Source organism: Borrelia recurrentis A1 (assembly GCF_000019705.1).
Taxonomy (GTDB): domain Bacteria; phylum Spirochaetota; class Spirochaetia; order Borreliales; family Borreliaceae; genus Borrelia; species Borrelia duttonii.
The window spans coordinates 1-23,027 of record NC_011255.1 but is presented as its reverse complement, the minus strand read 5'-3'; the positions used below and the strand labels follow the sequence as shown (position 1 = coordinate 23,027).

The 23,027-nt window shown below is 25.9% G+C and carries 34 protein-coding genes and 5 pseudogenes; 21 read left to right on the top strand and 18 right to left on the bottom strand.

The window, feature by feature from the left end; all coding sequences use genetic code 11:
* Positions 1 to 13: 13 nt before the first annotated feature.
* Positions 14 to 445, top strand: coding sequence for an Mlp family lipoprotein (locus tag BRE_RS05270; RefSeq protein WP_012539618.1), 432 nt, complete (start codon positions 14 to 16; stop codon positions 443 to 445).
* 1,387 nt (positions 446 to 1,832) lie between these two features.
* Here the strand turns inward: BRE_RS05270 and BRE_RS05260 are convergent.
* The 10 genes and pseudogenes from BRE_RS05260 to BRE_RS05235 form a co-directional block, all read right to left on the bottom strand.
* Positions 1,833 to 2,087 (bottom strand): DUF261 family protein, encoded by a 255-nt coding sequence (locus BRE_RS05260; RefSeq protein ID WP_232212778.1) that lies wholly within the window; start codon positions 2,085 to 2,087, stop codon positions 1,833 to 1,835.
* Between the two features lie 166 nt (positions 2,088 to 2,253).
* Positions 2,254 to 2,517, bottom strand: a pseudogene (locus BRE_RS06675) (single-stranded DNA-binding protein); the annotation flags it as partial.
* A gap of 142 nt (positions 2,518 to 2,659) precedes the next feature.
* Entirely contained in the window at positions 2,660 to 2,869 is a 210-nt protein-coding gene (locus BRE_RS06290; RefSeq protein WP_156768708.1) for a hypothetical protein, read from the bottom strand.
* Between the two features lie 15 nt (positions 2,870 to 2,884).
* Positions 2,885 to 3,535 carry a DUF244 domain-containing protein gene (locus tag BRE_RS06670; protein WP_232212773.1) on the bottom strand — a complete coding sequence of 217 codons (651 nt, stop codon included), beginning with the start codon at positions 3,533 to 3,535 and terminating at the stop codon, positions 2,885 to 2,887.
* An 11-nt stretch (positions 3,536 to 3,546) separates the two neighbouring features.
* Positions 3,547 to 3,987 carry a YqaJ viral recombinase family protein gene (locus tag BRE_RS06665; protein WP_232212776.1) on the bottom strand — a complete coding sequence of 147 codons (441 nt, stop codon included), beginning with the start codon at positions 3,985 to 3,987 and terminating at the stop codon, positions 3,547 to 3,549.
* A 77-nt stretch (positions 3,988 to 4,064) separates the two neighbouring features.
* Positions 4,065 to 4,232, bottom strand: a complete 168-nt coding sequence (locus BRE_RS06660) for a hypothetical protein (protein ID WP_232212772.1) — start codon at positions 4,230 to 4,232, stop codon at positions 4,065 to 4,067.
* Between the two features lie 424 nt (positions 4,233 to 4,656).
* Positions 4,657 to 5,232 carry a chromosome replication/partitioning protein gene (locus tag BRE_RS05250; protein ID WP_012539617.1) on the bottom strand — a complete coding sequence of 192 codons (576 nt, stop codon included), beginning with the start codon at positions 5,230 to 5,232 and terminating at the stop codon, positions 4,657 to 4,659.
* 56 nt (positions 5,233 to 5,288) lie between these two features.
* Positions 5,289 to 6,038, bottom strand: coding sequence for a ParA family protein (locus tag BRE_RS05245; RefSeq protein ID WP_012539616.1), 750 nt, complete (start codon positions 6,036 to 6,038; stop codon positions 5,289 to 5,291).
* Entirely contained in the window at positions 6,014 to 6,574 is a 561-nt protein-coding gene (locus tag BRE_RS05240; protein ID WP_012539615.1) for a DUF226 domain-containing protein, read from the bottom strand. The genes BRE_RS05245 and BRE_RS05240 overlap by 25 nt, the downstream gene beginning before the upstream one ends.
* A 28-nt stretch (positions 6,575 to 6,602) precedes the next feature.
* On the bottom strand, positions 6,603 to 7,307 hold the full coding sequence (locus BRE_RS05235) for a plasmid maintenance protein (protein ID WP_012539614.1): 705 nt from the start codon (positions 7,305 to 7,307) through the stop codon (positions 6,603 to 6,605).
* A 291-nt stretch (positions 7,308 to 7,598) separates the two neighbouring features.
* On the opposite strand from BRE_RS05235, the gene BRE_RS06655 reads away from it, so the two are divergent.
* Positions 7,599 to 7,943: an ERF family protein gene (locus tag BRE_RS06655; RefSeq protein ID WP_232212771.1), complete on the top strand. Its 345-nt coding sequence runs from the start codon at positions 7,599 to 7,601 to the stop codon at positions 7,941 to 7,943.
* Positions 7,879 to 8,043 carry an ERF family protein gene (locus BRE_RS06930; RefSeq protein WP_269516819.1) on the top strand — a complete coding sequence of 55 codons (165 nt, stop codon included), beginning with the start codon at positions 7,879 to 7,881 and terminating at the stop codon, positions 8,041 to 8,043. The genes BRE_RS06655 and BRE_RS06930 overlap by 65 nt, the downstream gene beginning before the upstream one ends.
* Positions 8,044 to 8,505: 462 nt before the next feature.
* On the opposite strand, the gene BRE_RS05870 is transcribed toward BRE_RS06930, so the two are convergent.
* The 3 genes from BRE_RS05870 to BRE_RS06925 form a co-directional block, all read right to left on the bottom strand.
* Positions 8,506 to 8,853: a BBA14 family lipoprotein gene (locus BRE_RS05870; RefSeq protein WP_232212770.1), complete on the bottom strand. Its 348-nt coding sequence runs from the start codon at positions 8,851 to 8,853 to the stop codon at positions 8,506 to 8,508.
* 60 nt (positions 8,854 to 8,913) lie between these two features.
* Complete coding sequence (locus BRE_RS06285; RefSeq protein ID WP_232212775.1) at positions 8,914 to 9,132, bottom strand: BlyB family putative holin accessory protein; 219 nt, start codon at positions 9,130 to 9,132, stop codon at positions 8,914 to 8,916.
* A 196-nt stretch (positions 9,133 to 9,328) separates the two neighbouring features.
* Entirely contained in the window at positions 9,329 to 9,439 is a 111-nt protein-coding gene (locus tag BRE_RS06925) for a hypothetical protein (RefSeq protein WP_376983989.1), read from the bottom strand.
* A 47-nt stretch (positions 9,440 to 9,486) separates the two neighbouring features.
* Here BRE_RS06925 and BRE_RS05215 point away from each other — a divergent pair.
* From BRE_RS05215 to BRE_RS06645, 6 genes and pseudogenes are all read left to right on the top strand, one after another.
* Positions 9,487 to 10,276 (top strand): annotated as a pseudogene (locus BRE_RS05215) (DUF244 domain-containing protein); the annotation flags it as partial.
* Positions 10,276 to 10,500 (top strand): hypothetical protein, encoded by a 225-nt coding sequence (locus BRE_RS06275; RefSeq protein WP_041178244.1) that lies wholly within the window; start codon positions 10,276 to 10,278, stop codon positions 10,498 to 10,500. The pseudogene BRE_RS05215 and the gene BRE_RS06275, both read left to right, overlap by 1 nt.
* The gene (locus tag BRE_RS06805; protein ID WP_269516818.1) at positions 10,493 to 10,624 is read left to right on the top strand and encodes a single stranded DNA-binding domain-containing protein; all 132 of its coding nucleotides are present in this window, start codon (positions 10,493 to 10,495) and stop codon (positions 10,622 to 10,624) included. The genes BRE_RS06275 and BRE_RS06805 overlap by 8 nt, the downstream gene beginning before the upstream one ends.
* Before the next feature lie 17 nt (positions 10,625 to 10,641).
* Positions 10,642 to 10,905: a single-stranded DNA-binding protein gene (locus BRE_RS06800; protein WP_332248265.1), complete on the top strand. Its 264-nt coding sequence runs from the start codon at positions 10,642 to 10,644 to the stop codon at positions 10,903 to 10,905.
* A gap of 44 nt (positions 10,906 to 10,949) precedes the next feature.
* On the top strand, positions 10,950 to 11,261 hold the full coding sequence (locus BRE_RS05200) for a DUF261 family protein (protein WP_232212768.1): 312 nt from the start codon (positions 10,950 to 10,952) through the stop codon (positions 11,259 to 11,261).
* 10 nt (positions 11,262 to 11,271) lie between these two features.
* Complete coding sequence (locus BRE_RS06645) at positions 11,272 to 11,373, top strand: DUF261 family protein (protein WP_232212767.1); 102 nt, start codon at positions 11,272 to 11,274, stop codon at positions 11,371 to 11,373.
* 260 nt (positions 11,374 to 11,633) lie between these two features.
* Here the strand turns inward: BRE_RS06645 and BRE_RS06920 are convergent, their stop codons facing one another.
* The 3 genes from BRE_RS06920 to BRE_RS05185 form a co-directional block, all read right to left on the bottom strand.
* Complete coding sequence (locus BRE_RS06920) at positions 11,634 to 12,002, bottom strand: site-specific integrase (protein WP_376983994.1); 369 nt, start codon at positions 12,000 to 12,002, stop codon at positions 11,634 to 11,636.
* A 753-nt stretch (positions 12,003 to 12,755) separates the two neighbouring features.
* Positions 12,756 to 13,265 carry an Mlp family lipoprotein gene (locus BRE_RS05190; RefSeq protein ID WP_012539613.1) on the bottom strand — a complete coding sequence of 170 codons (510 nt, stop codon included), beginning with the start codon at positions 13,263 to 13,265 and terminating at the stop codon, positions 12,756 to 12,758.
* Positions 13,266 to 13,429: 164 nt separating this feature from the next.
* Positions 13,430 to 14,125 carry a hypothetical protein gene (locus tag BRE_RS05185; RefSeq protein WP_012539612.1) on the bottom strand — a complete coding sequence of 232 codons (696 nt, stop codon included), beginning with the start codon at positions 14,123 to 14,125 and terminating at the stop codon, positions 13,430 to 13,432.
* Positions 14,126 to 14,363: 238 nt separating this feature from the next.
* On the opposite strand from BRE_RS05185, the gene BRE_RS06080 reads away from it, so the two are divergent.
* The 10 genes and pseudogenes from BRE_RS06080 (at position 14,364) to BRE_RS05160 (ending at position 19,643) form a co-directional block, all read left to right on the top strand.
* Positions 14,364 to 14,594 carry a DUF603 domain-containing protein gene (locus BRE_RS06080; RefSeq protein ID WP_232212766.1) on the top strand — a complete coding sequence of 77 codons (231 nt, stop codon included), beginning with the start codon at positions 14,364 to 14,366 and terminating at the stop codon, positions 14,592 to 14,594.
* A 2-nt stretch (positions 14,595 to 14,596) separates the two neighbouring features.
* Positions 14,597 to 14,821: a hypothetical protein gene (locus BRE_RS06075; protein WP_083764331.1), complete on the top strand. Its 225-nt coding sequence runs from the start codon at positions 14,597 to 14,599 to the stop codon at positions 14,819 to 14,821.
* An 11-nt stretch (positions 14,822 to 14,832) separates the two neighbouring features.
* Complete coding sequence (locus BRE_RS06915; RefSeq protein WP_232212765.1) at positions 14,833 to 14,973, top strand: hypothetical protein; 141 nt, start codon at positions 14,833 to 14,835, stop codon at positions 14,971 to 14,973.
* Positions 14,951 to 15,103, top strand: coding sequence for a hypothetical protein (locus BRE_RS06910; RefSeq protein ID WP_232212764.1), 153 nt, complete (start codon positions 14,951 to 14,953; stop codon positions 15,101 to 15,103). The genes BRE_RS06915 and BRE_RS06910 overlap by 23 nt, the downstream gene beginning before the upstream one ends.
* Before the next feature lie 500 nt (positions 15,104 to 15,603).
* A pseudogene (locus BRE_RS06905) lies at positions 15,604 to 15,993 on the top strand (phage terminase large subunit family protein); the annotation flags it as partial.
* Between the two features lie 41 nt (positions 15,994 to 16,034).
* Positions 16,035 to 16,727, top strand: coding sequence for a Bdr family repetitive protein (gene bdr / locus BRE_RS06625; RefSeq protein WP_012539611.1), 693 nt, complete (start codon positions 16,035 to 16,037; stop codon positions 16,725 to 16,727).
* 164 nt (positions 16,728 to 16,891) lie between these two features.
* Entirely contained in the window at positions 16,892 to 17,041 is a 150-nt protein-coding gene (locus BRE_RS06260; RefSeq protein WP_156768705.1) for a hypothetical protein, read from the top strand.
* 198 nt (positions 17,042 to 17,239) lie between these two features.
* Positions 17,240 to 17,416, top strand: coding sequence for a hypothetical protein (locus BRE_RS06390; protein WP_198004645.1), 177 nt, complete (start codon positions 17,240 to 17,242; stop codon positions 17,414 to 17,416).
* Positions 17,370 to 18,406 (top strand): annotated as a pseudogene (locus tag BRE_RS05165) (variable large family protein). Before BRE_RS06390 ends, BRE_RS05165 begins: the two are co-directional and overlap by 47 nt.
* A gap of 196 nt (positions 18,407 to 18,602) precedes the next feature.
* Entirely contained in the window at positions 18,603 to 19,643 is a 1,041-nt protein-coding gene (locus tag BRE_RS05160) for a variable large family protein (protein WP_049752033.1), read from the top strand.
* Positions 19,644 to 19,810: 167 nt separating this feature from the next.
* Here BRE_RS05160 and BRE_RS06900 read toward each other — a convergent pair.
* A pseudogene (locus BRE_RS06900) lies at positions 19,811 to 19,899 on the bottom strand (variable large family protein); the annotation flags it as partial.
* Positions 19,900 to 21,034: 1,135 nt separating this feature from the next.
* Here BRE_RS06900 and BRE_RS05155 point away from each other — a divergent pair.
* Together BRE_RS05155 and BRE_RS05150 are read left to right on the top strand one after the other, a co-directional pair.
* The gene (locus BRE_RS05155) at positions 21,035 to 21,532 is read left to right on the top strand and encodes a hypothetical protein (protein WP_012539609.1); all 498 of its coding nucleotides are present in this window, start codon (positions 21,035 to 21,037) and stop codon (positions 21,530 to 21,532) included.
* A gap of 87 nt (positions 21,533 to 21,619) precedes the next feature.
* The gene (locus BRE_RS05150) at positions 21,620 to 22,282 is read left to right on the top strand and encodes a hypothetical protein (protein WP_041178243.1); all 663 of its coding nucleotides are present in this window, start codon (positions 21,620 to 21,622) and stop codon (positions 22,280 to 22,282) included.
* A gap of 292 nt (positions 22,283 to 22,574) precedes the next feature.
* On the opposite strand, the gene BRE_RS06255 is transcribed toward BRE_RS05150, so the two are convergent.
* Positions 22,575 to 22,730 carry a variable large family protein gene (locus tag BRE_RS06255; protein WP_156768704.1) on the bottom strand — a complete coding sequence of 52 codons (156 nt, stop codon included), beginning with the start codon at positions 22,728 to 22,730 and terminating at the stop codon, positions 22,575 to 22,577.
* Between the last annotated feature and the right edge of the window lie 297 nt (positions 22,731 to 23,027).

Sequence of the window (23,027 nt, the reverse complement as noted above, 5' to 3'; positions counted from 1 at the left end):
AAAGGAGATATTTATGAATAAACTCAATATATTATTTTTAATAATTATTCTATTGTTAAACAATTGTAAACAATCTAGTTCCAATACACAAAATAAAGAAGACAAACATAAAAAGGATTTAACCGAAGAACAGTTAAAAGAAAAACAAAAAAATCCAGAAATGCTTTTAAAAGAAAAACTAAGTGACGATCAAAAAAAAGCATTAGAATTTTTCAAAGAAGCTCTAAATAATGAATCTACTTTTAATGAATTTTTAAAACTAGACATATCTAAGATAAATCCTATCCTTGATCATATACATAATGAAGTTACACCATGTACAAGAGAGAAGGCTAATAGCAAAGATCAATTTAAAACCCTAATAAAAGGGTATTTTAATAATCAAATCGATGACAATAAGCTAAATGATTTTGCAACAAATGTAAAAAGTATGTGCAATAGCTAATATTGTCAATATATAAACAACAATAAAAAAAAGAATTTAAAAATAAAATTTAAGAAAGAAAGTATAGAGATATTTTGATAAAAGTAAAAGGGTAAACAAAAGGATTAAATAAAAGGAATAAGTAAACAAATTGTTAACTTGAAGTTAACATAGAAGGACAAGTTAAAAAAAAGAAGAAAGATGTCTCTCATTGTAAATATATGGGTTGTTAAAATGAAATATAGAAAGTATAAAGATTAAATTTTATAGTATTTGCTAACATATTTATATATAAATTTACTTATTTTATAGCATTTAGTTAACATATAAATTACATGAAAGAATATGAAATATTAAAAGCAAAAATATCAAAGAACTAAAGAAACAAAATTCAATATTATTTAAAGAAACAAGGCAATATAAGAGAGAATTATTACAAACTAAAAACAATCCTAAATCTAAATCAATACCAATAAGATTTTATTTAAATGATAAGACCATAAGATTAGTAAAAAAAGTATAGACAAACTTAAACAAATAGATCCAATCTCAGGGATGGTTTGTTCATATACTCTAAATTACAGGTTGTAGGGGAGTAGAGATTCAAAATACAAGGCTTGATGACATAGTAAGAGAAACAAACAATAATGGTGATGTGTTTTAGAGTTTACGTGTAAATGTTGCTAAGAAGCAAAGTAATATTTGCATAAGAGAAGTAGTAATAAGTAAATCTGAATTTGAATCCATAGAGGAAATTCATAAACTTCATTTTAAAAATAAAGGACAAGATTCAAGACGTACTTATCTATTTCAAAAAAGTAAACATCGATTTAAAGATAATAGAATAAATATAAGTGAAATTTCAAAACAATTTAAAGAATTACTAACAAAATCAGGATTTAAACATCGTCAATCACTACATATATGTAGAAATATATTTATTGCAACACTTAAAAGTAAAGGTTACAATTCATTTGAAATTAAAGAACCAATGAAATATGCATCAACAACTGAAATAGATAATGTTTATGAACTATCAAAAGCAAGTAAATTAAAAGCATATCATGATATTAAAGATGCTTTTAAATAATATTGTATATTTCATGTATTGCTATATAATCTATAAAAACATAACATTAAATCAATATATTACTACAAACTAACAAAAAGAAGTTACAATTCTCTTTGTTAAAATTTTTTATTTTAGAAATAAAGATTAAAAATAGGTAAAAAAATACCTCAATACATAGTATACAATTAATTTAACAAAAATCAAGATTTAACATAATAATGTAAGCATAAAAAAAGGCATATAGCCTTTTAACAATGAATACATATATGGAGATAATCAATATATTTTGGGAATTCATATTTTTCTAAATATACGCTTAGATTTAAGATGATATTCTTATCCTCTATCTTTAAGAAAAAGAGGATCATATAAAACTTCTGTATTATTTGTTGACATAAAATGAGATCCTAGAGTATTCTTTATATTAACTTCCCTTATCTCAAATTCATCTTTTAAACATTTATAATCTTTATCCTCAACACTAACATCTCGTTTAATAACAAAAAAACTTAAGATTCTACATGGATTTAAAATATAATAATTAATCCTCATATAACCTAAACTAACAAATTGATAATAATTATCATTAATATCATTAAAATCAAATTTGTTCTTTGTAAGTGATGCTATGTAATAATGGAAAGATCAAAAGTAACAACCCCCAATGTCTAATCTCTACAATAGATCTATTATCATTTTGTTGTAATTTCATATATCATTTAACCTTCTATATAATCCAAACTTCATTTATAAACTTCTAAAAAGGAATATCTTCATTAAATTCACAAGTAGGATTAGGAACAGGAGCAGGAATATCAACTTTAGGATTATAATGCTTACTATCTGTACCAAACAATCTCAGTTGCTCTACAAAAATAATGCTTTTAATTTTATCAACTCCACTATGTTTATCCTTATAATACTCATATTTCATAGATCCATTAACAACAACTTGTTTGCCTTGACTAAGAAAATGAATAAGAGTTTCTGATCGCTTACCAAATAATACACAATTAAAAAATTGTGCATTATCTCTTCACTCACCTTCTCTTTTGACTTTAATATTATTAGCTATAGAAAAATTTAGTATAGCTAAATTTGTACTACTATAAGATAAAAATGAATCTTTCACTAAGCGTCATGATAATGTGATGTTATTAATGTCAGACATCAAAACCCCCATCATCATAAAGCCTACGTCTGATTTCTATTCTGTGGAGATCACAATACAGGTTACCTAAATATTCATCATATTCTTTTGTTGTATGATAGTCATAAACATATTTTTTAATAATATTTCTTAAACACTTGTATATACATTTTAACATACGATATAAAATTATTAAAATAAAGATTATTAGATGTATAATCATCTGTTCCACCTCCCATTAAATTGCATATAAGATAGAAGATACAGGATTAGATATATAGAACTTACGATTAGCACTAATATCATTAATATCATAATAAGCATAATGATCCGTAATTAATTTAAACCTATCTTTAATAGCACGTTTACCTAAATTTAACGCAAATATATTCTTTCCTAATCTATAAACAATATTATCTGTTAATTCAAAATCCATAGATAACTTACCAAATATATCTTTAAGAACATCCTTATCTTGTTTAGTAAGTGCATATAATTCTTTAGCATGCTCTTTCTTTTTTATTTCTGTCTGCTTAGATTGAATATCAACTAAATGTTTCTCTAAAAGTTCTCGCTCTTCAGAACCAATATTTAAATTAACAATATTGATAAAACTTATAAACTCATCTTTATAATTTAATTCTGCCAGGCTTGAATAATATTTACTATCTTGTAGTAATAATTTTGTATGATTAGTTAAATTTTCTATATCAATATTTGCAATCTCAATAGAATTATCATTCTTTAGAAGATTACAAATACGCTTAACTTCCATATCCAATACCGTAATATAAATCATCATTTTCCCTATCAATCTATTATTGCTTTCTATAACACAATTAACAGGCTCATCACCAATTAAAAGCATTTTGATAAGAATTAAAAGCATTTTGATAAGAATTAAAAGCATTTTGATAAGCTAGTACATGCAAGTTGCACTTGTGTTTGAACATAATATTTAAAGAAATATTTACTATCTAAAAAATTACCTGTTCGATTGTACTCTGTAACAGCTGATATTAAATAAGTACTATCACTACATTTAATCTCTAATATCTCTACTTCACCTTGATTATTTACAAACCAACCATCTATTGTTGCACCAACAAGATTATCTCCTCTACCTACTCGTTTAAAGTAATTATATTTGTCTATCCCATTAGCATATTTGTTTTTATGTAAAATTTGTATATTATCAGAATAAATACTCAAAAACTCATCAAATCCTAAATTTTCTAATGCTTTACCTTTTTTAATATGCAAATTGTCTTTATATGGAACTTCTTTCCCAAAAGATTTAAGTACTCTACTTACAATTAAATTCAGAAGCAGCTTCACCACCAAGAAATATACTCCCAACTTCACTAGCACCAAATCTTTTTAATCCTACACGTTGAATATAAAAATCTACTTTAATATTAAACTTGAAATATTTTGCTCATTTTACTTACATTAATTTGTTTATTATTATCAGAATCCGGTATTGGAATAAAAGATTCTAAACCTTTAATAACTTGTTGGGTGTATAAATCTTGTTGATTCATTCTTTTTACTCCATTATTAATTTTTTTATTCATATTTGTCATATTCAATCTCCTTATAGTAATTTTATATTAAATAATAGTAATAAAAACTACTTTGTTTTGCAATATTTTTAACAAAAAAATGAAGATTTATAGATAATAAATTGTACTAATTTTGAAACAAAAAATTTAAATCCCTGTTAACAACTATATTATTACAATAAAATTGTTAACAGGGATTTAAATCTCTGCCTTTTAAACTGCATGCATCAACATCAAAAAATGTTGACTAAGATTTAAAATCTTTGATTGTAAAACTACAAGGATGATCTAGTGAATAGACTAGATACCCAACAATAACAAGTTACAACATATTCTAAATAAAATCAAGCAATTTATAACAAAAAAAATATTAATACTATATATTTAAAATATTACTATCAAATTTTATATCTTATATATTACATCTCGTATACAATCTTTATACTTAGCCTCTTAAACTTTCAAATTCTTTTAAAAACTCTTCAATTAAATCTTGTTTAGATTGAAATAGTTTGTCCAATAAAAAACTAGTAAACTTAGCATTTTTTTTATAAAAATCATAACTTTCTTGTCTTTTAAGTTGAAATCTTAAAGGTTTGATGGGATTTTGTTTTGACCTTTTTATTGTTTTACCTTGTTTATCCCTCAACAAACTTAATATTTGTCTAAATCCATTTTCTAAGACAAACTTCTCTTCTAATAAACCCTCTTCTAAAGCTGCTGCAATTTTTAAATAATTATAAGCTTGAGTTTTTGCAACATTATAATTTTTTATAAAAGCATCAAAACTTTTATAACCATCTAATTTATAATACTCATTATCTTTTATTTCTTTTAGTATCTTCATACATTCTATTTTATTATAGATTCCTTCTCTAAGATTTATGTATAATTTCTTTTTTAATGTACTATAATGCACTGCTTCTACACTTTCTTCATTATTATTAGATTCACTAAGTAATGCATTGCCTTTTGAATCAATATCTCTTTTATAAATCTTTACACTTTTGTCATTTTTCATTTTTAGCCCCTTAAATTATATTTATATTAGTTCAACCTGTTGAACTAGTTTTCAAATTAATTAATTTTTGCAAAAAAATTAATTAAGGAATTCTTATATTCTTTTATATAATCCTTCTCAAAATCAAAAATATTATTTTCTGCTATCCTTTTATTCAAGTCTTCTCGTTCTGATATAGCTCCCAAAAAATTATTTTTGGAATGAATCATTTTTAATAATTTCTTATGTGTATTATTTTTCTTAAATCTAGTAATAACAAAAAAAATAGGAAGTTCTAAAGCTATTTTGTCCATAAAAAATTTCAAGAGATCAAAACTTTCAACTGTCCATTTTTCTGCTGTCATTGGTACTATTAAATAATTGCAACAAATTAAAGAACTAGTTAATGTAAAATCCAAACTTGGTGGAGTATCAATTACTATATAATCATATTGAACATCTAAATATTTAAGGTCATTCTTTAACTTAAATTCACTAAAAGCATGCTTATATCCAAATGCATTTATACTATGTAAAGTCAAGTAACTAGGTATTAAATCCAAATTATTTTCAACGTTTAAAATTGAACTGTTGATATTCAACTTATCTATTAAAACTTCATATATGTTATTGCTTCTTAAGTCCATATTTCTCTTCTCTATTTTTTCATAAAAATAACTAGTAGTAGAAGCTTGAGTATCCATATCTATCAGTAATACTTTATACTTTTGAGCCAATAATATTGCAAATATTATACTGGTAGTACTTTTACCAACCCCACCTTTAATTGATGCAATCGTAATTATTTCTGGTTTTTTTCTAGCCATCTTTTTATAATCCCTCCACTTGGCAACTGTTTGCCATAAAACGCATATATTTGCTTTTCTAATCTATTTATTATTTCAAATAATATCTTGCAGTACTTTGTATTCGATTTCTCTTTTCTAAAAAAATAATAAATTCCTTTTATATAGCAAAAAACACTACCTTTTTTAAATCTAAACTCTACATAAAACACCTTAGGAAAGGTATATGTTTTAATAATCCCATTTTCTTTATATTTAGATATAACATTTTTTATTGGTTTTCTATATCCATAATACATACCTAAAAATTTGTCACCATCTTTAATAGAAAATAAATGAAATTTACATGTTTTATCTTTAAAAAGATCTCTAAAAATTAGAAAAAATTTATTGCTATCGTTTTTATCAATTCCAAATGCATAAAAATCTCTAAAAATTTTTGTATGATATATCGTTCTATCTTTTGCTCTCTCTACTTTTAAGAAAACGTCTTTTTTATTTTGATTTTTTTCAATTTCTAATTTTTTTTCTTTTAGTCTTCTTAATGAATCTTCCATATTCTTTCCTTAAAAATTTGTTTTTTATTTAACAATTTTTGTAAGTGTTATTTTCAATCTTTAAGTTCTTCAACCATTCTTTTGTTCTTTTTATGCTGTCTTCATATCTCTTTTTATTCTCATTTTCTTTTACTTTGTCCAAATATCTCATTGTTTTCCATTTAGACACATTTTTTATCATATAGTTCGTGTCGATCGTTTTCTTTTCTATTTCTTTTGTCTTTTCTCTTTTCTTTTTTTTATTATTTATTTTTTTATTATTAGTTATATTATGACTGACATTTTTAGTTGCATTTTTAGATTTGTAAATATTTAACTCTTTGTTTTTTAGGTAATATTTTTGTTGTGTCTCTTTTGTGAATTTGTATGTTGCATTTGCATCATGTTCAACTATTGCTTGTTTATTTTCAAGGAAACGTTTTAAATTTCTGAGACTGTATTTATTTGCTGAATATCTTATATATGAGCCATTTCCTTCGCCCAATCTTAATAAAGTTTTTTTAATAATACCTTGATTACATAATAAGGCTAAATCTTTTCTAAGGGTTCTAAGTGTAATTATTTTAAGTTCGTCTTTAGCTAGAAAACGATTTAGTGTATTTAAAATACTGGTTTGATTATATTTGATAGAATTCTTTTGAAAGAATTTAACTATTGATACTATTTTATAATATCTGTTGTGATATTTCTTTGATGGTTTTGTATAGGGTAATGAATTTTCATTGCTATTCATTCGAGCCTCCTATGTAGCTTTCTTATTATTAATAATAACTTAATTGTTAATAATAAGCAAACTTTTTATTAATTAAAGTTTTATTTAATATTTAGCAAATATTTTATATATAATATAAAAAATTGACAAAAACATAGTATATGTGATACCATATATAATATATTTTTTAAATAAATTGCAAGGGGTTTTCTTATGAAAAATGAAGAAACAATAAAAATTAATAATGAAAATACAACAAGCAATTAAAAGAGAATAGACTTTTTAAAGAACCTTAAAACGTTGAGAATGTGTTTGAATTGCGTAAACAAAAATCTTAGTGAAGATAGATATAATTATCAAGATTTTAATGGAATAGTAAGGGAAGTTAAGAATGTTATTAATGAACATGATCTAGATATTGATTTCGTACAATGTCCGACTACAAAGAGTATTGATGGTAATTTAGTAGATGTTGTTATAACAACATTCTATAGTCCTTTAAGTGGATATGAACATTCATTTGATACATCAACACATATAAAAAGAATTGAAGTCTCTTGGGGTCAAAAGTTAAAATACATGGCTGCAGCTTGTGGGGTCTACAATAATTTATTTCAAACGTTATGCCTTAGTTGCATATTTATCAATAGAAAGTGAAGTTGGTACTGATGCTAGTAATTTAGATCTTGAACAAAAGAACAAATTGAAAATAATATTTCTAGTAGTGAAGATGGCAGTACAGACAGACCATCTATAGATGTAACAAAAGTAATATCAATAGAAAGTAGAGTACAAAATAAACAAGTTGTTGTTAATACTGGCCATTTTAAATCCAAAGTTAAACATGATGTTAATATGAATAAATTTAATTATTATCAAAACTTACTAATAGCATCAAGAAATATGTATAATTTTTTATTTAAGTGATAAGCTATTTAGTAGTTTATCACTTAAATAAAAAATTATCTTGAATCTGTTAAAGTGGGAGATGATTTTAAATTACTTGAATACTTTAATAAAAATAAGATGTTAAAGAGTAAAGGGTATTGAGTATTGGTGTAATTTAATTAAGGAATACTTTACTAAAAGTAGTAGGGATTTAAGTAATCTTGAAAAGTTTAATATATTTATGGCATTTGATTCAGATAAAGTTGGAAATATTCCATTAAAATTATTTAGTCAGATGTCTATGGCAGAAGAATTCCAGTGTTTATTCAGCTTAACGTGATAATAAAAAGCCCCATAAGGGGCCTAAATAATTAATTTTTAATTTTGAATATCTTTTATATACATCTTGAGCAATAGGTTTAGTGATGGTGATATAATCTTGAAATAACTTGATATTAAACTTTAAATTTTCAACAGTATGTTCAGATTTAAGTTCTGCTGGATTGAAATAAGTAAACTTAGGATTAATTGGAGTCTTTAACTTTTTTTGTGTACGTGTTAAGAACACTTGCAAATACATAATATAATCAGCCAATTTAGCTTCATAAGTACTAAGCCCTTTAATAGATTCTGTTTTTGAAAGTGTTGGTCTTCTATTAGTGAAGCGATAGTAGTACAAGAAATTATAAGGATAAGAGAAATTAATCTTGATAATAGAATTATCTTTTGAATTTTCATATTAAGCTTTCTTTAATATCTTTATATAAGAATTCATAATCTTATTTCTTTTATTTCTAAGTTGAGATATGTATTTTGCATTATCATCTTGATTATAATAATCATTAGAGTTTTTTATTATTTTAATATTGATTCTTATGATCTTTTCAAGTTCAGATAATAGTTTAATGGCTTCGTTCTGTTCCATTCTATTTATACTTGCTTCATATAAAGAAAAGATATAATTAACTACTTTTAAAAAGATATTTGTATAAGTAGATGTTTTATTATTTATTATTATTATTATGTAGAAGTTTTGTAAATTTATTTAGTATATCAATACCTATTTTTGCCGTATTTGAATTCAGTTATACTCTTTTTATATGATTTAATTTCTGATAGTAGTTTCATATTATCTGAATTACTATTTACCTTTTCTATAAATTTTTTATTTTAGTTTGGATAGGTTCAATAGTCGATTTCATTTGTGGAGTTAAATCATTCTCTAAAATCTCTATGTTTTTAGTATAAATATGCTTATATTCCAAATAAAATTGGTGTGATAATGAGAATGTGTTATTGTCAGTTATGTCAATTAGATATTAAATGTAGTGATAGTAATTATTTAACATCAGCTATTACAGAATATAATCAAACAGGTAATTTTTTAGATAGTAAATATTTCTTTAAATATTATGTTCAAGTACAAGTGCAACTTGCATGTACTGGCTTATCAAAATGCAACCTATTCTTTTTAATTGGTGATGAGCCTATTAATTGTGTTATAGAGAGGAATAATGGCGTTATAGCAAAAGTGATGATTTATATTGCGGCATTGGATATGGAAATTGAACGTATGTGTAATATCATAAAAAGAGACAAGTCTATTGATCTTGCAAATATTGACATAGAAGATTTAACTAATCATATAAAGCTATTCTTACAAGATAGTAAATATTATTCAAGCCTGGCAGAATTAAATTATAAAGATGAGTTTATAAGTTTTATCAATATTGTTAAATTAAATATTGGTGCAAAAGACAGATCTCTTTTAGAGAAATATTTAGTTGATATTCAATCTAAGCAAACAGAAATAGATAAGGAAGAGAAAGAATCATGCTAAAGAATTATATGCACTTACTAAACAAGATAAGGATGTTCTTAAAGATATATTTGGTAAATTATCTATGGTGTTTGAATTAACAGATAATATTGTTTATAGATTAGGAAAGAATGTATTTGCGTTAAATTCAGGTAAACGGGCTATTAAAGATAGGTTTAAATTAATTACGGATCATTATGATTATTATGATATTAATGATATTAATTCTCGTCGTAAGTTCTCTATATCTAATCCTGTATCTTTCACCTCATATGCAATTTAATGGGAGGTGGTGCATATGATTATAAATGTAATAATCTTCATTTTAATAATTTTATATCGTATGTTAAATTTATATATAAGTGTTTAAGCAATACTATTAAAAAATATGTTTATGAGTATCATACAACAAAAGAATACGATGAATATTTAGGTAACCTGTATTGCGATCTCCAAAGGATGGAAATCAGACGTAGGCTTTATGATGATGGGGGTTTTGATGTCTGACATTAACAATATCACATTATTAGGACGCTTAGTTAGAGATTCGCTTTTATCTTATAGTAGTACAAATTTAACTGTACTAAATTTTTCTATAGCTAATAATATTAAAGTCAAAAGAGAAGGCTAGTGGAAAGATGATGCACAATTTTTAATTGTGTATTATTTTGTAAGCGAGCCGAAACTCTTATTCATTTTCTTCATAAAGGCAAGCAAGTTGTTGTTCATGGATTTATGAGACATGAATATTATAAGGATAAACATAGTGAAGTTAATAAAATTAAAAGCATTATTTTTGTAGAGCAACTGAGATTGTTTGGTTCGGATAGTAAACATTATAATTCTAAAGTTGATATTCCTATTCCTTTTCCTAATCCTGCTTATGAATTTAATGAAGATATTCCTTTTTAGAAGTTTATAAATGAAGTTTAAATTAATAGGAGGTTAAATGATATATGAAATTACAACAAAATGATAATAGATTTCTATTAGAGATTAGACGTTGGGGTTGTTACTTTTTATCTTTGCATTATTACATATCATCACTTACAAAGAACGAATTTGACTTTAATGATATTAATAATTATTATCAATTGGTTAGGTTAGATTATATGAGGATTAATTGTTATATTGTAAATCCATGTAGAATCTTAAGTTTTTTTGTTATTAAACGAGATGTTCGTGTTGAGGATAAAGATTATAAATGTTTAAAAGATGAATTTGAGATAAGTGAAGTTAAGATAAGGAATAATATTGGATCCCATTAGATCCCATTTTATGGCAACAAATAATACGAAAGTTTTATATGATCCTCTTTTTCTTAAAGATAGAGGACAAGAATATCATCTAAAATCTAAGCGTATATTTAGAAAAATATAACTTACTTCATATATGTATTCATTATTAAAAGGCTATATGCCTTTTTTATGCTTATTTATTATGTCAAATCTTGATTTTTGTTAAGTTTAATTGTATAATAGCTATGTGTTGAATTATCTTCAACCTATATATAACCTTTACTTCTAAAATAAAAAATTCTAACAAAGAGAATTGTAACTTCTTTTTGTTAGTTTATAGTAATATATTGATTTAATGTTATGTTTTTATAGATTATATAGCAATACATGAAATATACAATATTATTTAAAACCATCTTTAATATCATGATATGCTTTTAATTTACTTGCTTTTGAAAGTCCATAAACATTATCTATTTCAGATGTTGATGCATATTTCATTAATTCTTTAATTTTAAATGAATTGTATCCTTTACTTTTAAGTGTTACAATAAACATATTTCTACATATATGTAGTGATTTACGATGTTTAAATCCTGATTTTGTTAGTAATTCTTTAAATTGTTTTGAAATCTCACTTATATTTATTCTATTATCTTTAAATCTATGTTTACTTTTTTGAAATAGGTAAGTACGTCTTGAATCTTGTCCTTTATTTTTAAAATGAAGTTTATGAATTTCTTCTATAGATTTAAATTCAGATTTACTTATTATTACTTCTCTAATGCAGATATTACTTCTTTTCTTTGCTACATTTATACGTAAACTATAAAATACATCACCATTATTATTTTCTTATCTTACTATGTCATCAAATCTTGTATTTTGAATATATACTCCTCTACAACCTGTAATTGAGAGTATATGAACAAACCATCCTGAGATTGGATCTATTTGTTTAAGTTTTTTTATACTTTTTTTTTATCAATCTTATGGTCTTATCATTTAAATAAAATCTTATTGGTATTGATTTATATTTAGGATTGTTTTTGGTTTGTAATAATTCTTTCTTATATTGCCTTGTTTCTTTAAGTAATATTGAATTTGTTTCTTTAGTTCTTTGATTTTTGCTTTTAATATTTCATATTCTTTCATGTAATTTATATGTTAACTAAATGCTATAAAAATAAGTAAAATTATGTATAAATATGTTAGCAAGTACTCTCAATTTATGTTAAATTATATATCTCCATTGTATGCAAAATTTAATGTGTAAAGTATGTATTTTAATCAGAAGGGCTAATATTTAAGGGGTGCAGTACAAAATATCTAGGAAACTTTGTGGTAGCTTTAATAAATACTTAAAAATTTGCTGTATATTCTTTCTAGCTTTCATTTTAAAGATCCATCTATTTGTAATGAGAGATATCTCTTTTCTTTTTTTTAATTTATCTTTCTGTGTTAACTTCAAGTTAACATTTTGTTTACTTATACCTTTTTTTTAAAATCTTTTTATTTATACTTTTATTTGTATGAAGATATCTTGGTATTTTCTTTCTTAAATCTGCATTTTAAATTCTGTTTATGAAATTTATTTTGTAGATTTATGGTTTTATTGGTCGTTTTGATTGCAAGCGCTATCAGCAGTATTTTTAAATTATCTAAGCCACCTTCCAAAGCACCTTTTACTACTTCTTTAAATGTTTCTTTTTGTTGCACTGCTTCATTTCCTGTGCACTTTGCAAGTTCTGATTGAATATGATCAAGAGCTTCTTTTATTTTAGATTCTTCTTCATTTAAAAATTTATTAAATTCAGATTCGCTATTACTTAAAGCTTCTTTTAAAAAATCTAGACCTTTTCTCTGATTGTCATCTAATTTTTCTCTTAAATCTTCTTCAGGTGTTTTTTGTGCTTCTACTTGTTGTTCTAAGTCTCTTTTGTTGCTACTTTTAATTCCTTTATTTGTGTTATTATCTTGTTCACAACTACTCATTAGTAGTAATAAAATCAAAGTAAAATTGATTATTTTCATGTAAATCTCCTTAATTTTAATATATTTGTGATTTTAAAATATATAGCGATTATTGTTATGTTGTATGAATTACTTTGATTATTGTATAACTAGCAACTACTAACTCGTAGTTGCTAAATGTTTACTTATCTTCAATTAATAATTTGTTTTGTTAGTAATTTTTATTATGACAACATGTTTAATGTCTTTGCATAGATTTCACTATTTTTCTCTTCAAGTTCGTTTTTTATTGCTTGAAATATTTTTTCATTAGTGTCGTATTTTGCAATTATTGTATATATAAAATGCTCAAAAAATAAGCTTACATAGTTAGTAGGGAAACCTGAGTTTGTACTCCCATACAGCTTTCCGTCATAGTGATGATTGTCTTTATATTGATCATATAAATAATAGTAAAATGCTCCTTCGATGTATTGCATAGTGATCTGATCATTGTCAGAGCTTTTTAGTTTATTATATAATATGCGATTATATGCGTAATTAAATGCCTTACTTAATTCTTTTTGTTCTTGTATATGTTGATCATCTGAGATCCAAGAACGAAATTTATAGTATTTGTTGAATAAATTTTTCACTTCTTGACTTATATCTTGTTTCATTCTGTTGTAAAATGCGAATCGATCTTTTTGAAATATATTAAGAGCATATATAAATATTTCAAATTTCATTTTTTCTTCAGTAGTTAAAGTTATATGAGCATGTTTTTGGGATTTGCTTTCTAGATCTTGAGGTTTTAGTAAGTCATCTTGAGATTTAGTAATTTGTGCAGAGTCAGGCATTCTTTGACTTGGGGTTTTATTTGCATTACAACCATATAATAATATAATGCAAAGTATTAATATACTTTTATTTTTATTCATAAAATATTCTCCTCGTTTTACGGATTATACATTATATTTTTATTTGAGTATATGTTTATAGTTTTTTTTTCGTTGATTTTGTAAAATTGTTATTTTGTTATAGAGTTTATGTTAAACTAAATTAATTTTTGTTAATTTAGAATGTTGAAGAGATATGAATAAAGTAAAGAAATCATTTGATGATCATATTGTGTATTTTAATTAAGGTAAGCTTAGCGATGTACAGATTACTAAAGAGATGGGCGTCAGTTGTGCTAATGTATGTAAAATTAGACGTAGATGGGAGTCTAGAGAAAGTAATAATTTAGAAGAACATCTAAAAGTAACAATTAGTGAAGAAACGCTAAATAATGTGTTAATTCGTGCATTTGAGTATAGTGCACAATCAAGTAGTATCAAAAGCCAGCTTCATATGGCTAGAAATAGATTGGGATTAGAATTTATTGCGTCATTTAATAGTCCCATTTAGATTTGGAACTTGAATCATACAATAAAGAAATAAAGGCATTAGAGAGTAAAATTGAAAGACTTAGAGAAGGAATTAATAATGAAGATGATCAAGATCTTAATAATAAGCTATGTGAACTTGACGAAGTTAAACGAGCAAAAGAACTTAAAAAAATGAAATTGTATTACCAAGCTATGCTTAAATTAAAAGCAACTGATTTTGAATCACAAGTTAAATTTAAAATTTAAAGGATTATGTTGTGAATATATATGATCTACCTCTTTTTAAAAAGATGCAAAGGGAATATAAGCGTGAATTTGGTGTTGACATTGGGTCTTTTATTAAACCAAAACCAGTAGTTGTTGATTTTAAAAGCTTTGAAAAAAAAGTTCTTAACTAAAAAACAACGTAAAGTGTTACTTGATATTGAAAAGAATAATCAAAACAAAGTTATTTTATCAGGTGGGATAGCTAGTGGTAAAACATTTTTGGCTTGTTATTTATTCTTAAAAACTTTACTTAAAAAATAGGCATCTTTATGAGAAAGATACCAATAATTTTATATTAGGCAACTCACAGAAATCATTAGAAATTAATGTTACAAGACAGTTTGAAAATCTTGCTAATATGCTTAAAATACCTTTTATTCTCAAATATTCAAATACGTCATATTTTGAACTTGATTCTTTAAGAATTAATTTATATGGTGGAGATAAAATAAGGCTACATATAATTTTACAAGGTGTGATAATGAGACAATTTTAAAGGAATTTATAAAGACCCAATAAGAAATTTATAAAGATTTGCCAACATATAAAGCCAGTGTACTACTGGCGAATGGGTTGCAAATAATGATGCTATATTTAGCAATATTAATCTCATAAAGAGTATGAATTTAAAAGTCCTATAAGCTTCTCTAGATTCAGTATATAGTAGTGATGGAGATAATACTGCTTTTTGTATTTTAGAGAATGTGTTGGATAAGTATTATGCATTTATATTTCAAGATTAAAAACCAGCTGTTGATCTATATGTTATGAATACAACAAAGGTAATAATGGGGAATTTAAATGTTAATACTCTTTATATTGAAGATAGAGATGATATTAAAGGATCTGAGGCTTTGACACGTGAATATGTTAGACTTCGAGATAATATGGAAAATTACTTTAGAATTGCATCAACAAGACCAAAAATTAATAAACACTCAAGGATTGTTTCTTTATTAACACCATTTACTTATAACAAGATGCATTTATTATATTATAGTAGTCGTTCTGTATTTCGTGATATTTATTCATATAATGGAGATGGCAAAATTCATGATGATGTTCTTAATGCATTATCAGCTGCATATTTAATTATGTCTTTAAATTATCGTGATAGAAGTCAACATTTTACTAAATTTACTTTCATTTAGCTTGTAAATTATTATATAATAATTACATAAGGAGATTCTTTATGGAGTATATGCAAATGGAACCTGTAATTACTAGACAGATGGTACTAAATGAGCTTGTAAAAGCGGGTATTAATAGAGAGATTGCTGATGATTTATCTTATAGATACTATAAAAATGAGCTTACTACTAAAGATCTTCAATATTTAGAAAGTAATTTTAACCTTAAACTAGAAATGTTAGAGCGTGGTTTAAAGGCTGAGATTAGAGAACTTGATACTAAGATTGATACCGTAGAGAATAATTTAAATATTAAGATAGATATTAAATTTACAGAACTTGATAACAAGATAGATATTGTTGAAAATAACTTAAATAACAAAATCGACAAAGTAAGGGACGAATTAAAATCAGATATTAAAGAACTTGATAACAAAATTGATACTGTTGAAAATAATTTAAGTAACAAAATAGATGCTAAATTTGCAGAGCTTGATAACAAAATAGATGTTAAATTTAATGAACTTGATAACAAGATAGATACTGTTAGGAAAGATATGGAAGTGAATAAAATGGAACTTGATACTAAGATAGATATTAAATTTAATGAGCTTGATACTAAGATAGATAAATTTGCATCAGATGTTAAAGGAACATTAAAATTGCATGCTTGGATGTTTGGAACCATTATTACCATTAATGTAGGAATATTTCTAGCATTAATATCTATGCTATATGCATTGTTTATAAAGTAAATTTAAATAAGTAAATATTTCTTATATCTAAAGAATAAGTTTAAATTTTTTTTTGCAATTTTTTATAATTTTTGTTATTTTTTTTAGCAAAAATAAATAATTGATCTATAATTATTTTTTGTGTATTGAATAAGGGTGAACAGGGTTGATGTATTGGAGAAATAATGAAATACAACTCTAAAATCAATTCTTATGAATTATACAAACATTCAATATTTTTCAGGAATTATATAAATAATGGTGCAGAAGACGTCCTGCATAATGGAATCACCTTAGAGATTGTTTATAGTACTGATTTGAAAAGAGATAAATAAGGTATTGGGAGAGATTAAGGAAGAATAAGGAGTTGGAGCTAAGGCTAATTAATAGCTGAATTAATATATTTATATTGGAATATAGTTTCACTAATGATGAAAAGAAAAATTATTAGTAAAGAGAGCCATAAAGCTCTCTTTTTTTTATTTGCGGTATTGTATTTGTTATGTAAATGATATTTTATATAGATCATATTTTTGGCTTCCTTAATAAATAAGCTAGTAAGAAAGCTAAAAAGAAAGAAAAAACAAGGAGGGGAAGAAAATGAAGAGAGAAGGAATAGTAGGGGAAATAAAAGGGAAGAGAGGAAGAGAGAGAGTAAAGAGAATGAGAATGAAGGGATTAATATTGATGATGATAGTGATGGGATGTAATAGTGGGGGGAGTAAGTGGAGGAGTAAAGGATCCAGAGAAAGTATTTTTGAGTGAAATGGTAAATTTAGGTAAAGGATTTTTAGATGTTTTTGTGAGTTTTTGGGATATGATTACAGGGACATTGGGAATAAAGGCGGATACGAAAAAAAGTGATATAGGAGCTTATTTTACTAAGATTGAGAATACTATGAAAACAGTGAAAGAGAAATTAGGGAAGATTTTGGAAGAGAATGGGAAATATGAAAAAGTGAAAGGTAAGGTAGAGGAATTTATTGGGACGATAAGTAAGATCGAAGAGGGAGCAAAGGAGGCAGCAAAGGGTGCTACAAGTGATACTGCTATTGGTGGTGCTAATAGTGCAGGACAAGCAGCAGTGGCAGCTGACAAAAATTCAGTTATTTCGTTATTAAAAGGAATAACGGCAATAGTAGGAGTAGTGTTGAAAGATAATGAAGGTAGTGCGGATGCTAACAAAACAGGGGATGATAAGAAAGATATTGGCACACTGTTTGTTAATGATGCTGGTAAGGCTGATGCCAAAGAGGAAAATATTGCAAAAGCATCAGCAAACATTGGAGCAGTAAGTGGGTCTGATATATTGAGGGCGATAGCGAAGTCAAAAGAAGATCCTCAAGTTGATAGTACTAATGGAATTGAGAAAGCTGGAGATGCTGCAGAGATAGCAATTGCTCCAGTTGTTGCTGATAAGAAAGAGATTAAAGAGGAATCAGCAAAGAAAGATACAGTAATAGCAGGAGGGATAGCATTGAGAGGTATGGCAAAGGGAGGAGAATTTGCGGCTAAAAATGGTGATGCTAAAGATGCAAATGCAGTCAATGGAGCAGTAGCAAGTGCGGTAAAATAAGGTATTAAGTACATTGATAATAGCAATCAGGAATAGAGTAAATGAAGGATTAAAAGGGATTAGTGAAGTATTAGGAGAGATTAAGCAAGGAGAGGGTTCTGAAGCTAAAGTTAAGGCTAATTAATATGTGAATTAGTTAGTATATATAATAGACATATGTGATAATTATTAGGTAAAAAGGCTGGTAGAGGGAGCAATAAAGCTCTCTTTTTTTATTTTCGAGGTTGTATGTGTTATATAAATCATATTTTTTTGCTTCTAATCCTTCAAAGAAAAGCTATAAAAAAGCGAAAAAGAAGAAAAATAAGGAGGCAAAAAGAATGAAGAAAGGAATAAAAGGTGAAATGATAAATATAGTGATGATAATGTGTTTGATGGTGGTGATGGGATGTAATAGTGGGGGAGTAAAAGGAGAAGAGGGAAAAGGAACACAAGGAATTGGAGGTTTGGGTGAAGTAATTTCACATTTAAGGGAAGGATTTTTGGAGGTTTTTGTATCTTTTGGAAATATACTAAAAGATACATTTGGTCTTACTTCAAATACAACTAAGAAAGAAGTTGGTGAGAGGTTGGGAAAGATTGGGGAAGCAGTAGAGATAGCTAAAGGCAAATTAGAAGGTATTAAGGGAACTGAGCAGTTTAGTTTAATGAAAGACAAAGTTGATAGTGTAATTACTAATGCAGTTAATATTTTGAAAAAGTTAGTTGAAGGAACAAAAAAATTTAAGGAAGCTACTGATGGCGCTAATGGTAAAATCGGAAATGCTAATGGTACTGAGGATGCAGTGCAGGCAGATATAGCAAGTGTCAAGAGTCTTGTTGAGGGAATTAATATGATCTATGAAGCAGCTAAGGAAGTTAAAGTTGATTCAAAAGGAAATGCTGATAAGACAATTGCCGACTCTAAAGCAATTGCAAAGTTATTTAATGATACTGCTAGTGCTGATGCGACTGGTTTAAAAGCGGCTAATGTTGCATTAAATTCGTCAAGTGGTGCAGATATATTGGCAGCAATTGATTCAGCTAAGAATGGAATAAATGCGCCTGCTGGCCAAATTAGTGCTGCAAAAAATGCTTATGACATTGCAGTTGCTATTAAAAATAGTGCAGATGCAGGTGCTGATGTTAGGGAGAAAGGGTCAGTAATAACAGCCGGTTTAGCATTAAGGGCAATGGCTAAGAATGGCAAATTGGCAACTCATGCTAATGTACCAGCAGAAGGACTGAATGCAGTATTAATAGGAGCAGTTAGTAAAACTGTAAATGAGATAGTGTCTACTATAAGAAGAACAGTTGATAAATGTTTAAAAGATGTTAATGATTGCATAAAAGAAGGTTTTAGTAGTGTAGTAAAATCCTAATTAGTATAGTATTGTAGTACCTTAAACTATTATTTATTAGGGAGTTAAGATTTTTATAAATTTTGACAAGCAGGAATGCCTTGTATGTAAGTATTTCTGCTTTTTTATATTTGCTTTGTGTAAGTTTATACCGTAGTTTATACTGTTTATATTTAGTAGCTATAGTTTACTTTTTCTAAATTATTTGCTACTGTTTTCTTAATTATTAAATTCAATACCCTAATACCTTATTTACCGAATTTACTCCTGCTGCCTTATCCCTACAACTTCATTAATTGAAGAACCAAACGGTGATTAATAAATTATATATATGTAAATGTAATGTGCACACTTCTCTCTGTAATCGTGAGGGGAGGTGTTATAATTGTTAATTATATGTTACTTGATTGATGCATATGTTCTAATGAAAAATATTCAGTTTATTGTATAAGATTGTATGATTATAAAAGTATAGTTTGTTCATAGTTATACAATTGTGTAAAAGATAATAAATTATAAAAGCAAATTTTAATCTACACAAAATACTTTAATCATTTGAAGAGATTTAATGATGCTAATTTACAGTGTTAATTTTAGTATAGAAAAAAACATACAGAAACTTGCAAAAATCTAATACCTTACTTAATAAGTGTATATTAAAAATGTAAAAAAGTTTAGTGATATTAAAATTTTGTTATTGAATGCAGATAATGGAATATTTGTACTATTTAACATTAAGATGTTATTATGTAGTAAAATAAATCATTTTTTTAGGTTTAATTTTTAAAAATATTTTTTGTACTAATGATTATGGATAAATGTGTTTGTTTATAAAAAAGTGTAAACTATTTGCAGTATTTATACGTAAATTTTAAATGAATTAATAAAAATTAAGTTTTCAAGACTATTGAGTGAAGTAGGCTTACTTACAAGTTTGATACTTTTGTATTTTGGATGTTTTAAAATGGATTCATAAAAGTAAGAATTGTCCTTTTTGTTTAGAGATTGAAGAATAATAGAATAAATATATTCTAAATGTTTAGTAGTTATATTTGCAAGAAATAATTTTTTGAGAATACGATTAAGTTTTATATAAATAATATTAAACTTATGTTTTTTTAGGAAATAAATAGCATTTATAATGAGTGAGGAGTTGACCAAAGTATGATTTCTAATTTGTAAATTGGATGATGATGTGTAAGTAATAGTATCATGTGTGTAATTAGTGATAGTAAAATTTTTTTGGTGAATTTAAAATAATGTTGAATGTTATAAGGGAATAGGTAATTTAATAGTAATAAAATGTTATAATTTAAGATATTACTATTATTTTACACACTAAATATGTTTTATCCAGTCTGAATTTTATTCAAATTGCTATATCTTTGTTATTAACTTAAAAGGAGAAGAAAATGAAATCCAAGAATAAATATTTGGCTTTGGGATTACTTTTAAGTTTTATCAATTGTGATTTATTCATGAACGATGAAATTAAAGAGAAATCTCTAGGTTTGTTTGATAAGGTGCATTCTGTCTTAGATGCTAGTGCCAAGTCTATTAGTAATAATAAGAATGGTAAGTTTTCACAAGATGTGGTATCAGGTGATATAACTAGTGGTCTTCAGAATGATGTGCAAAAGGATATTCAAGTTGCATTATCAAGTACAACATTTGAAACTGGTGAAGCAAAAATACAAAAACAACAAGATGTAGAGAGTGAAAATTCAATAACTAAAGTTTCAAAAGTGTATAGTAATGTTATAAATGGCTTGACTGGGGGAAAACCTCTTAGAGGCACAGAGAAAGAAGTAAATTATCCAAATGTTGATGACGGAGAAGCAACATCTGTTGAGATTCATCATAATTCATATCTAAATGGATTTGGAAGTACTTCAAGTAGTTCTATTTAAGGTGAAATTTGGGATTCAAGTAACTTCTTTGAAGTCACTTATAATTCTGCATATAACTCTGAACCTGAGCTAAGTGGACAAAACAGTTTGAGTGAGGATTATTATGAGGAAGATGATGATGACTATGATAACGAGCATGAGAACAGCTATGAAGAAGATGACGAAGATTATGAAGGTTATTATGATAACTATGATAAAAAGGAAAGTGAAGAAAAATATGATAAAGATGAATATGATGAAGAAGAGGAGAGATTAGATAGGGAATATAAATTACGTTCAAAAAATACCAAAGATAGTGTAAAAAAAGCATTTAAATTAGCTATACAAATAGAAAAAGATTGGGGAACAGTTGAATTCCATAAAACAAAGCTAAACCCTATTTATGGTATAAGAGCGACAAGTGATGAAAAACAAAAGTCTCAAAGAAAACTGTCTAAGTTTAATAAAAACAAATTAATAGAATCTCTAACAAAATTTTTAAATGCAATTGAAGAAAGTTTGAATAATGCTGACGCTCTTACGAATATTCCTGAATATCCTGGTAGTTTTGCAAAAGACCTACAAGCAAAGGCAAAATTAGATAGACTTAAAACAGAAATAAAGACTTTAATATCAAAGGTTCAAAAAAGTAATAAAACTAATTATCAATCCTATGAAGAAATCGGTTCATCCATTGCATCATCTCCAAAAATTAAAAGTGAGTTAAAGCAAGTATTAGCATTGCTTTACGGTCTTACCGGTGCTAGATAGAATTTATTTTTTAAATTAAGTTGTAAGTAAAAATTATTAAGATAGGCTATGAGTAGGGCCTATCTTAACTTGTTAAAGGTATAATGAACACTTTAAAAAGAAAAAGCTTATGGTTTTTGTGGGGGTTTGGTATAAAGACTAATATAGTGTGTTATAGCTTTTCTAATAAATTAAATCATAAAGATCGATTCCTTGATATTTTGCTAAATATAAAATATTAATCATCTATTGAATAATTTTATGAATATTTTCTCTTAATACTTTCTAATATGTGCAATAATTTTTGTTATATTTAATGTTGATGGAATTTTTTTAAGATATTTGATCTCTTATAGGCAGCAAATTTACCTTTCTTACTCATTGTCTTCAATGCAACAGCAGCTGCAAAGTTTGCATTAGTTTTTTCTCTATTATATAGTATTATAAAAAGGTCAAGATAGTGCAACATATGTTCTTAATGGAGTTAGGATGGTGCTGAGCAAAGAGCTGCTTCTGAGTTTATTGAAGAGATATTTAAAGCTGATGCATGGGTAATGATTGAGTAATTAGCTTCCCAGAATCATTAATATCTCTGTCACTAATATTTTCAGTTGTAGTTGTAGCATTTTTAATTTTATCAATCTACTAGTCAGGGTAAGAGTGCTAGAAATAATGATGGTAATAGTGCTTCTCTTTAATAATAATAATTAATAATTTTTAAATTTTAAATAAAAAAATATTTGAATAAAGAAATGATATAAGAGAT

What these genes read in the sequence shown, in the direction of transcription:
- BRE_RS05270 (WP_012539618.1), top strand. Translation starts at nt 14, where the DNA reads ATGAATAAACTCAATATATTATTTTTAATAATTATTCTATTGTTAAAC.
- BRE_RS05250 (WP_012539617.1), bottom strand. Translation starts at nt 5,232, where the DNA reads ATGAAAAATGACAAAAGTGTAAAGATTTATAAAAGAGATATTGATTCA.
- bdr (WP_012539611.1), top strand. Translation starts at nt 16,035, where the DNA reads ATGGAGTATATGCAAATGGAACCTGTAATTACTAGACAGATGGTACTA.
- BRE_RS06275 (WP_041178244.1), top strand. Translation starts at nt 10,276, where the DNA reads ATGGGAGGTGGTGCATATGATTATAAATGTAATAATCTTCATTTTAAT.
- BRE_RS06670 (WP_232212773.1), bottom strand. Translation starts at nt 3,535, where the DNA reads ATGCTTTTAATTCTTATCAAAATGCTTTTAATTGGTGATGAGCCTGTT.
- BRE_RS05245 (WP_012539616.1), bottom strand. Translation starts at nt 6,038, where the DNA reads ATGGCTAGAAAAAAACCAGAAATAATTACGATTGCATCAATTAAAGGT.
- BRE_RS06260 (WP_156768705.1), top strand. Translation starts at nt 16,892, where the DNA reads ATGAAATACAACTCTAAAATCAATTCTTATGAATTATACAAACATTCA.
- BRE_RS06645 (WP_232212767.1), top strand. Translation starts at nt 11,272, where the DNA reads ATGGCAACAAATAATACGAAAGTTTTATATGATCCTCTTTTTCTTAAA.
- BRE_RS05235 (WP_012539614.1), bottom strand. Translation starts at nt 7,307, where the DNA reads ATGAATAGCAATGAAAATTCATTACCCTATACAAAACCATCAAAGAAA.
- BRE_RS06805 (WP_269516818.1), top strand. Translation starts at nt 10,493, where the DNA reads ATGTCTGACATTAACAATATCACATTATTAGGACGCTTAGTTAGAGAT.
- BRE_RS05200 (WP_232212768.1), top strand. Translation starts at nt 10,950, where the DNA reads ATGAAATTACAACAAAATGATAATAGATTTCTATTAGAGATTAGACGT.
- BRE_RS06255 (WP_156768704.1), bottom strand. Translation starts at nt 22,730, where the DNA reads ATGTTGCACTATCTTGACCTTTTTATAATACTATATAATAGAGAAAAA.
- BRE_RS05240 (WP_012539615.1), bottom strand. Translation starts at nt 6,574, where the DNA reads ATGGAAGATTCATTAAGAAGACTAAAAGAAAAAAAATTAGAAATTGAA.
- BRE_RS06290 (WP_156768708.1), bottom strand. Translation starts at nt 2,869, where the DNA reads ATGATTATACATCTAATAATCTTTATTTTAATAATTTTATATCGTATG.
- BRE_RS06080 (WP_232212766.1), top strand. Translation starts at nt 14,364, where the DNA reads ATGGGCGTCAGTTGTGCTAATGTATGTAAAATTAGACGTAGATGGGAG.
- BRE_RS05160 (WP_049752033.1), top strand. Translation starts at nt 18,603, where the DNA reads ATGAAGAAAGGAATAAAAGGTGAAATGATAAATATAGTGATGATAATG.
- BRE_RS06660 (WP_232212772.1), bottom strand. Translation starts at nt 4,232, where the DNA reads ATGACAAATATGAATAAAAAAATTAATAATGGAGTAAAAAGAATGAAT.
- BRE_RS05185 (WP_012539612.1), bottom strand. Translation starts at nt 14,125, where the DNA reads ATGAATAAAAATAAAAGTATATTAATACTTTGCATTATATTATTATAT.
- BRE_RS05155 (WP_012539609.1), top strand. Translation starts at nt 21,035, where the DNA reads ATGAAATCCAAGAATAAATATTTGGCTTTGGGATTACTTTTAAGTTTT.
- BRE_RS05190 (WP_012539613.1), bottom strand. Translation starts at nt 13,265, where the DNA reads ATGAAAATAATCAATTTTACTTTGATTTTATTACTACTAATGAGTAGT.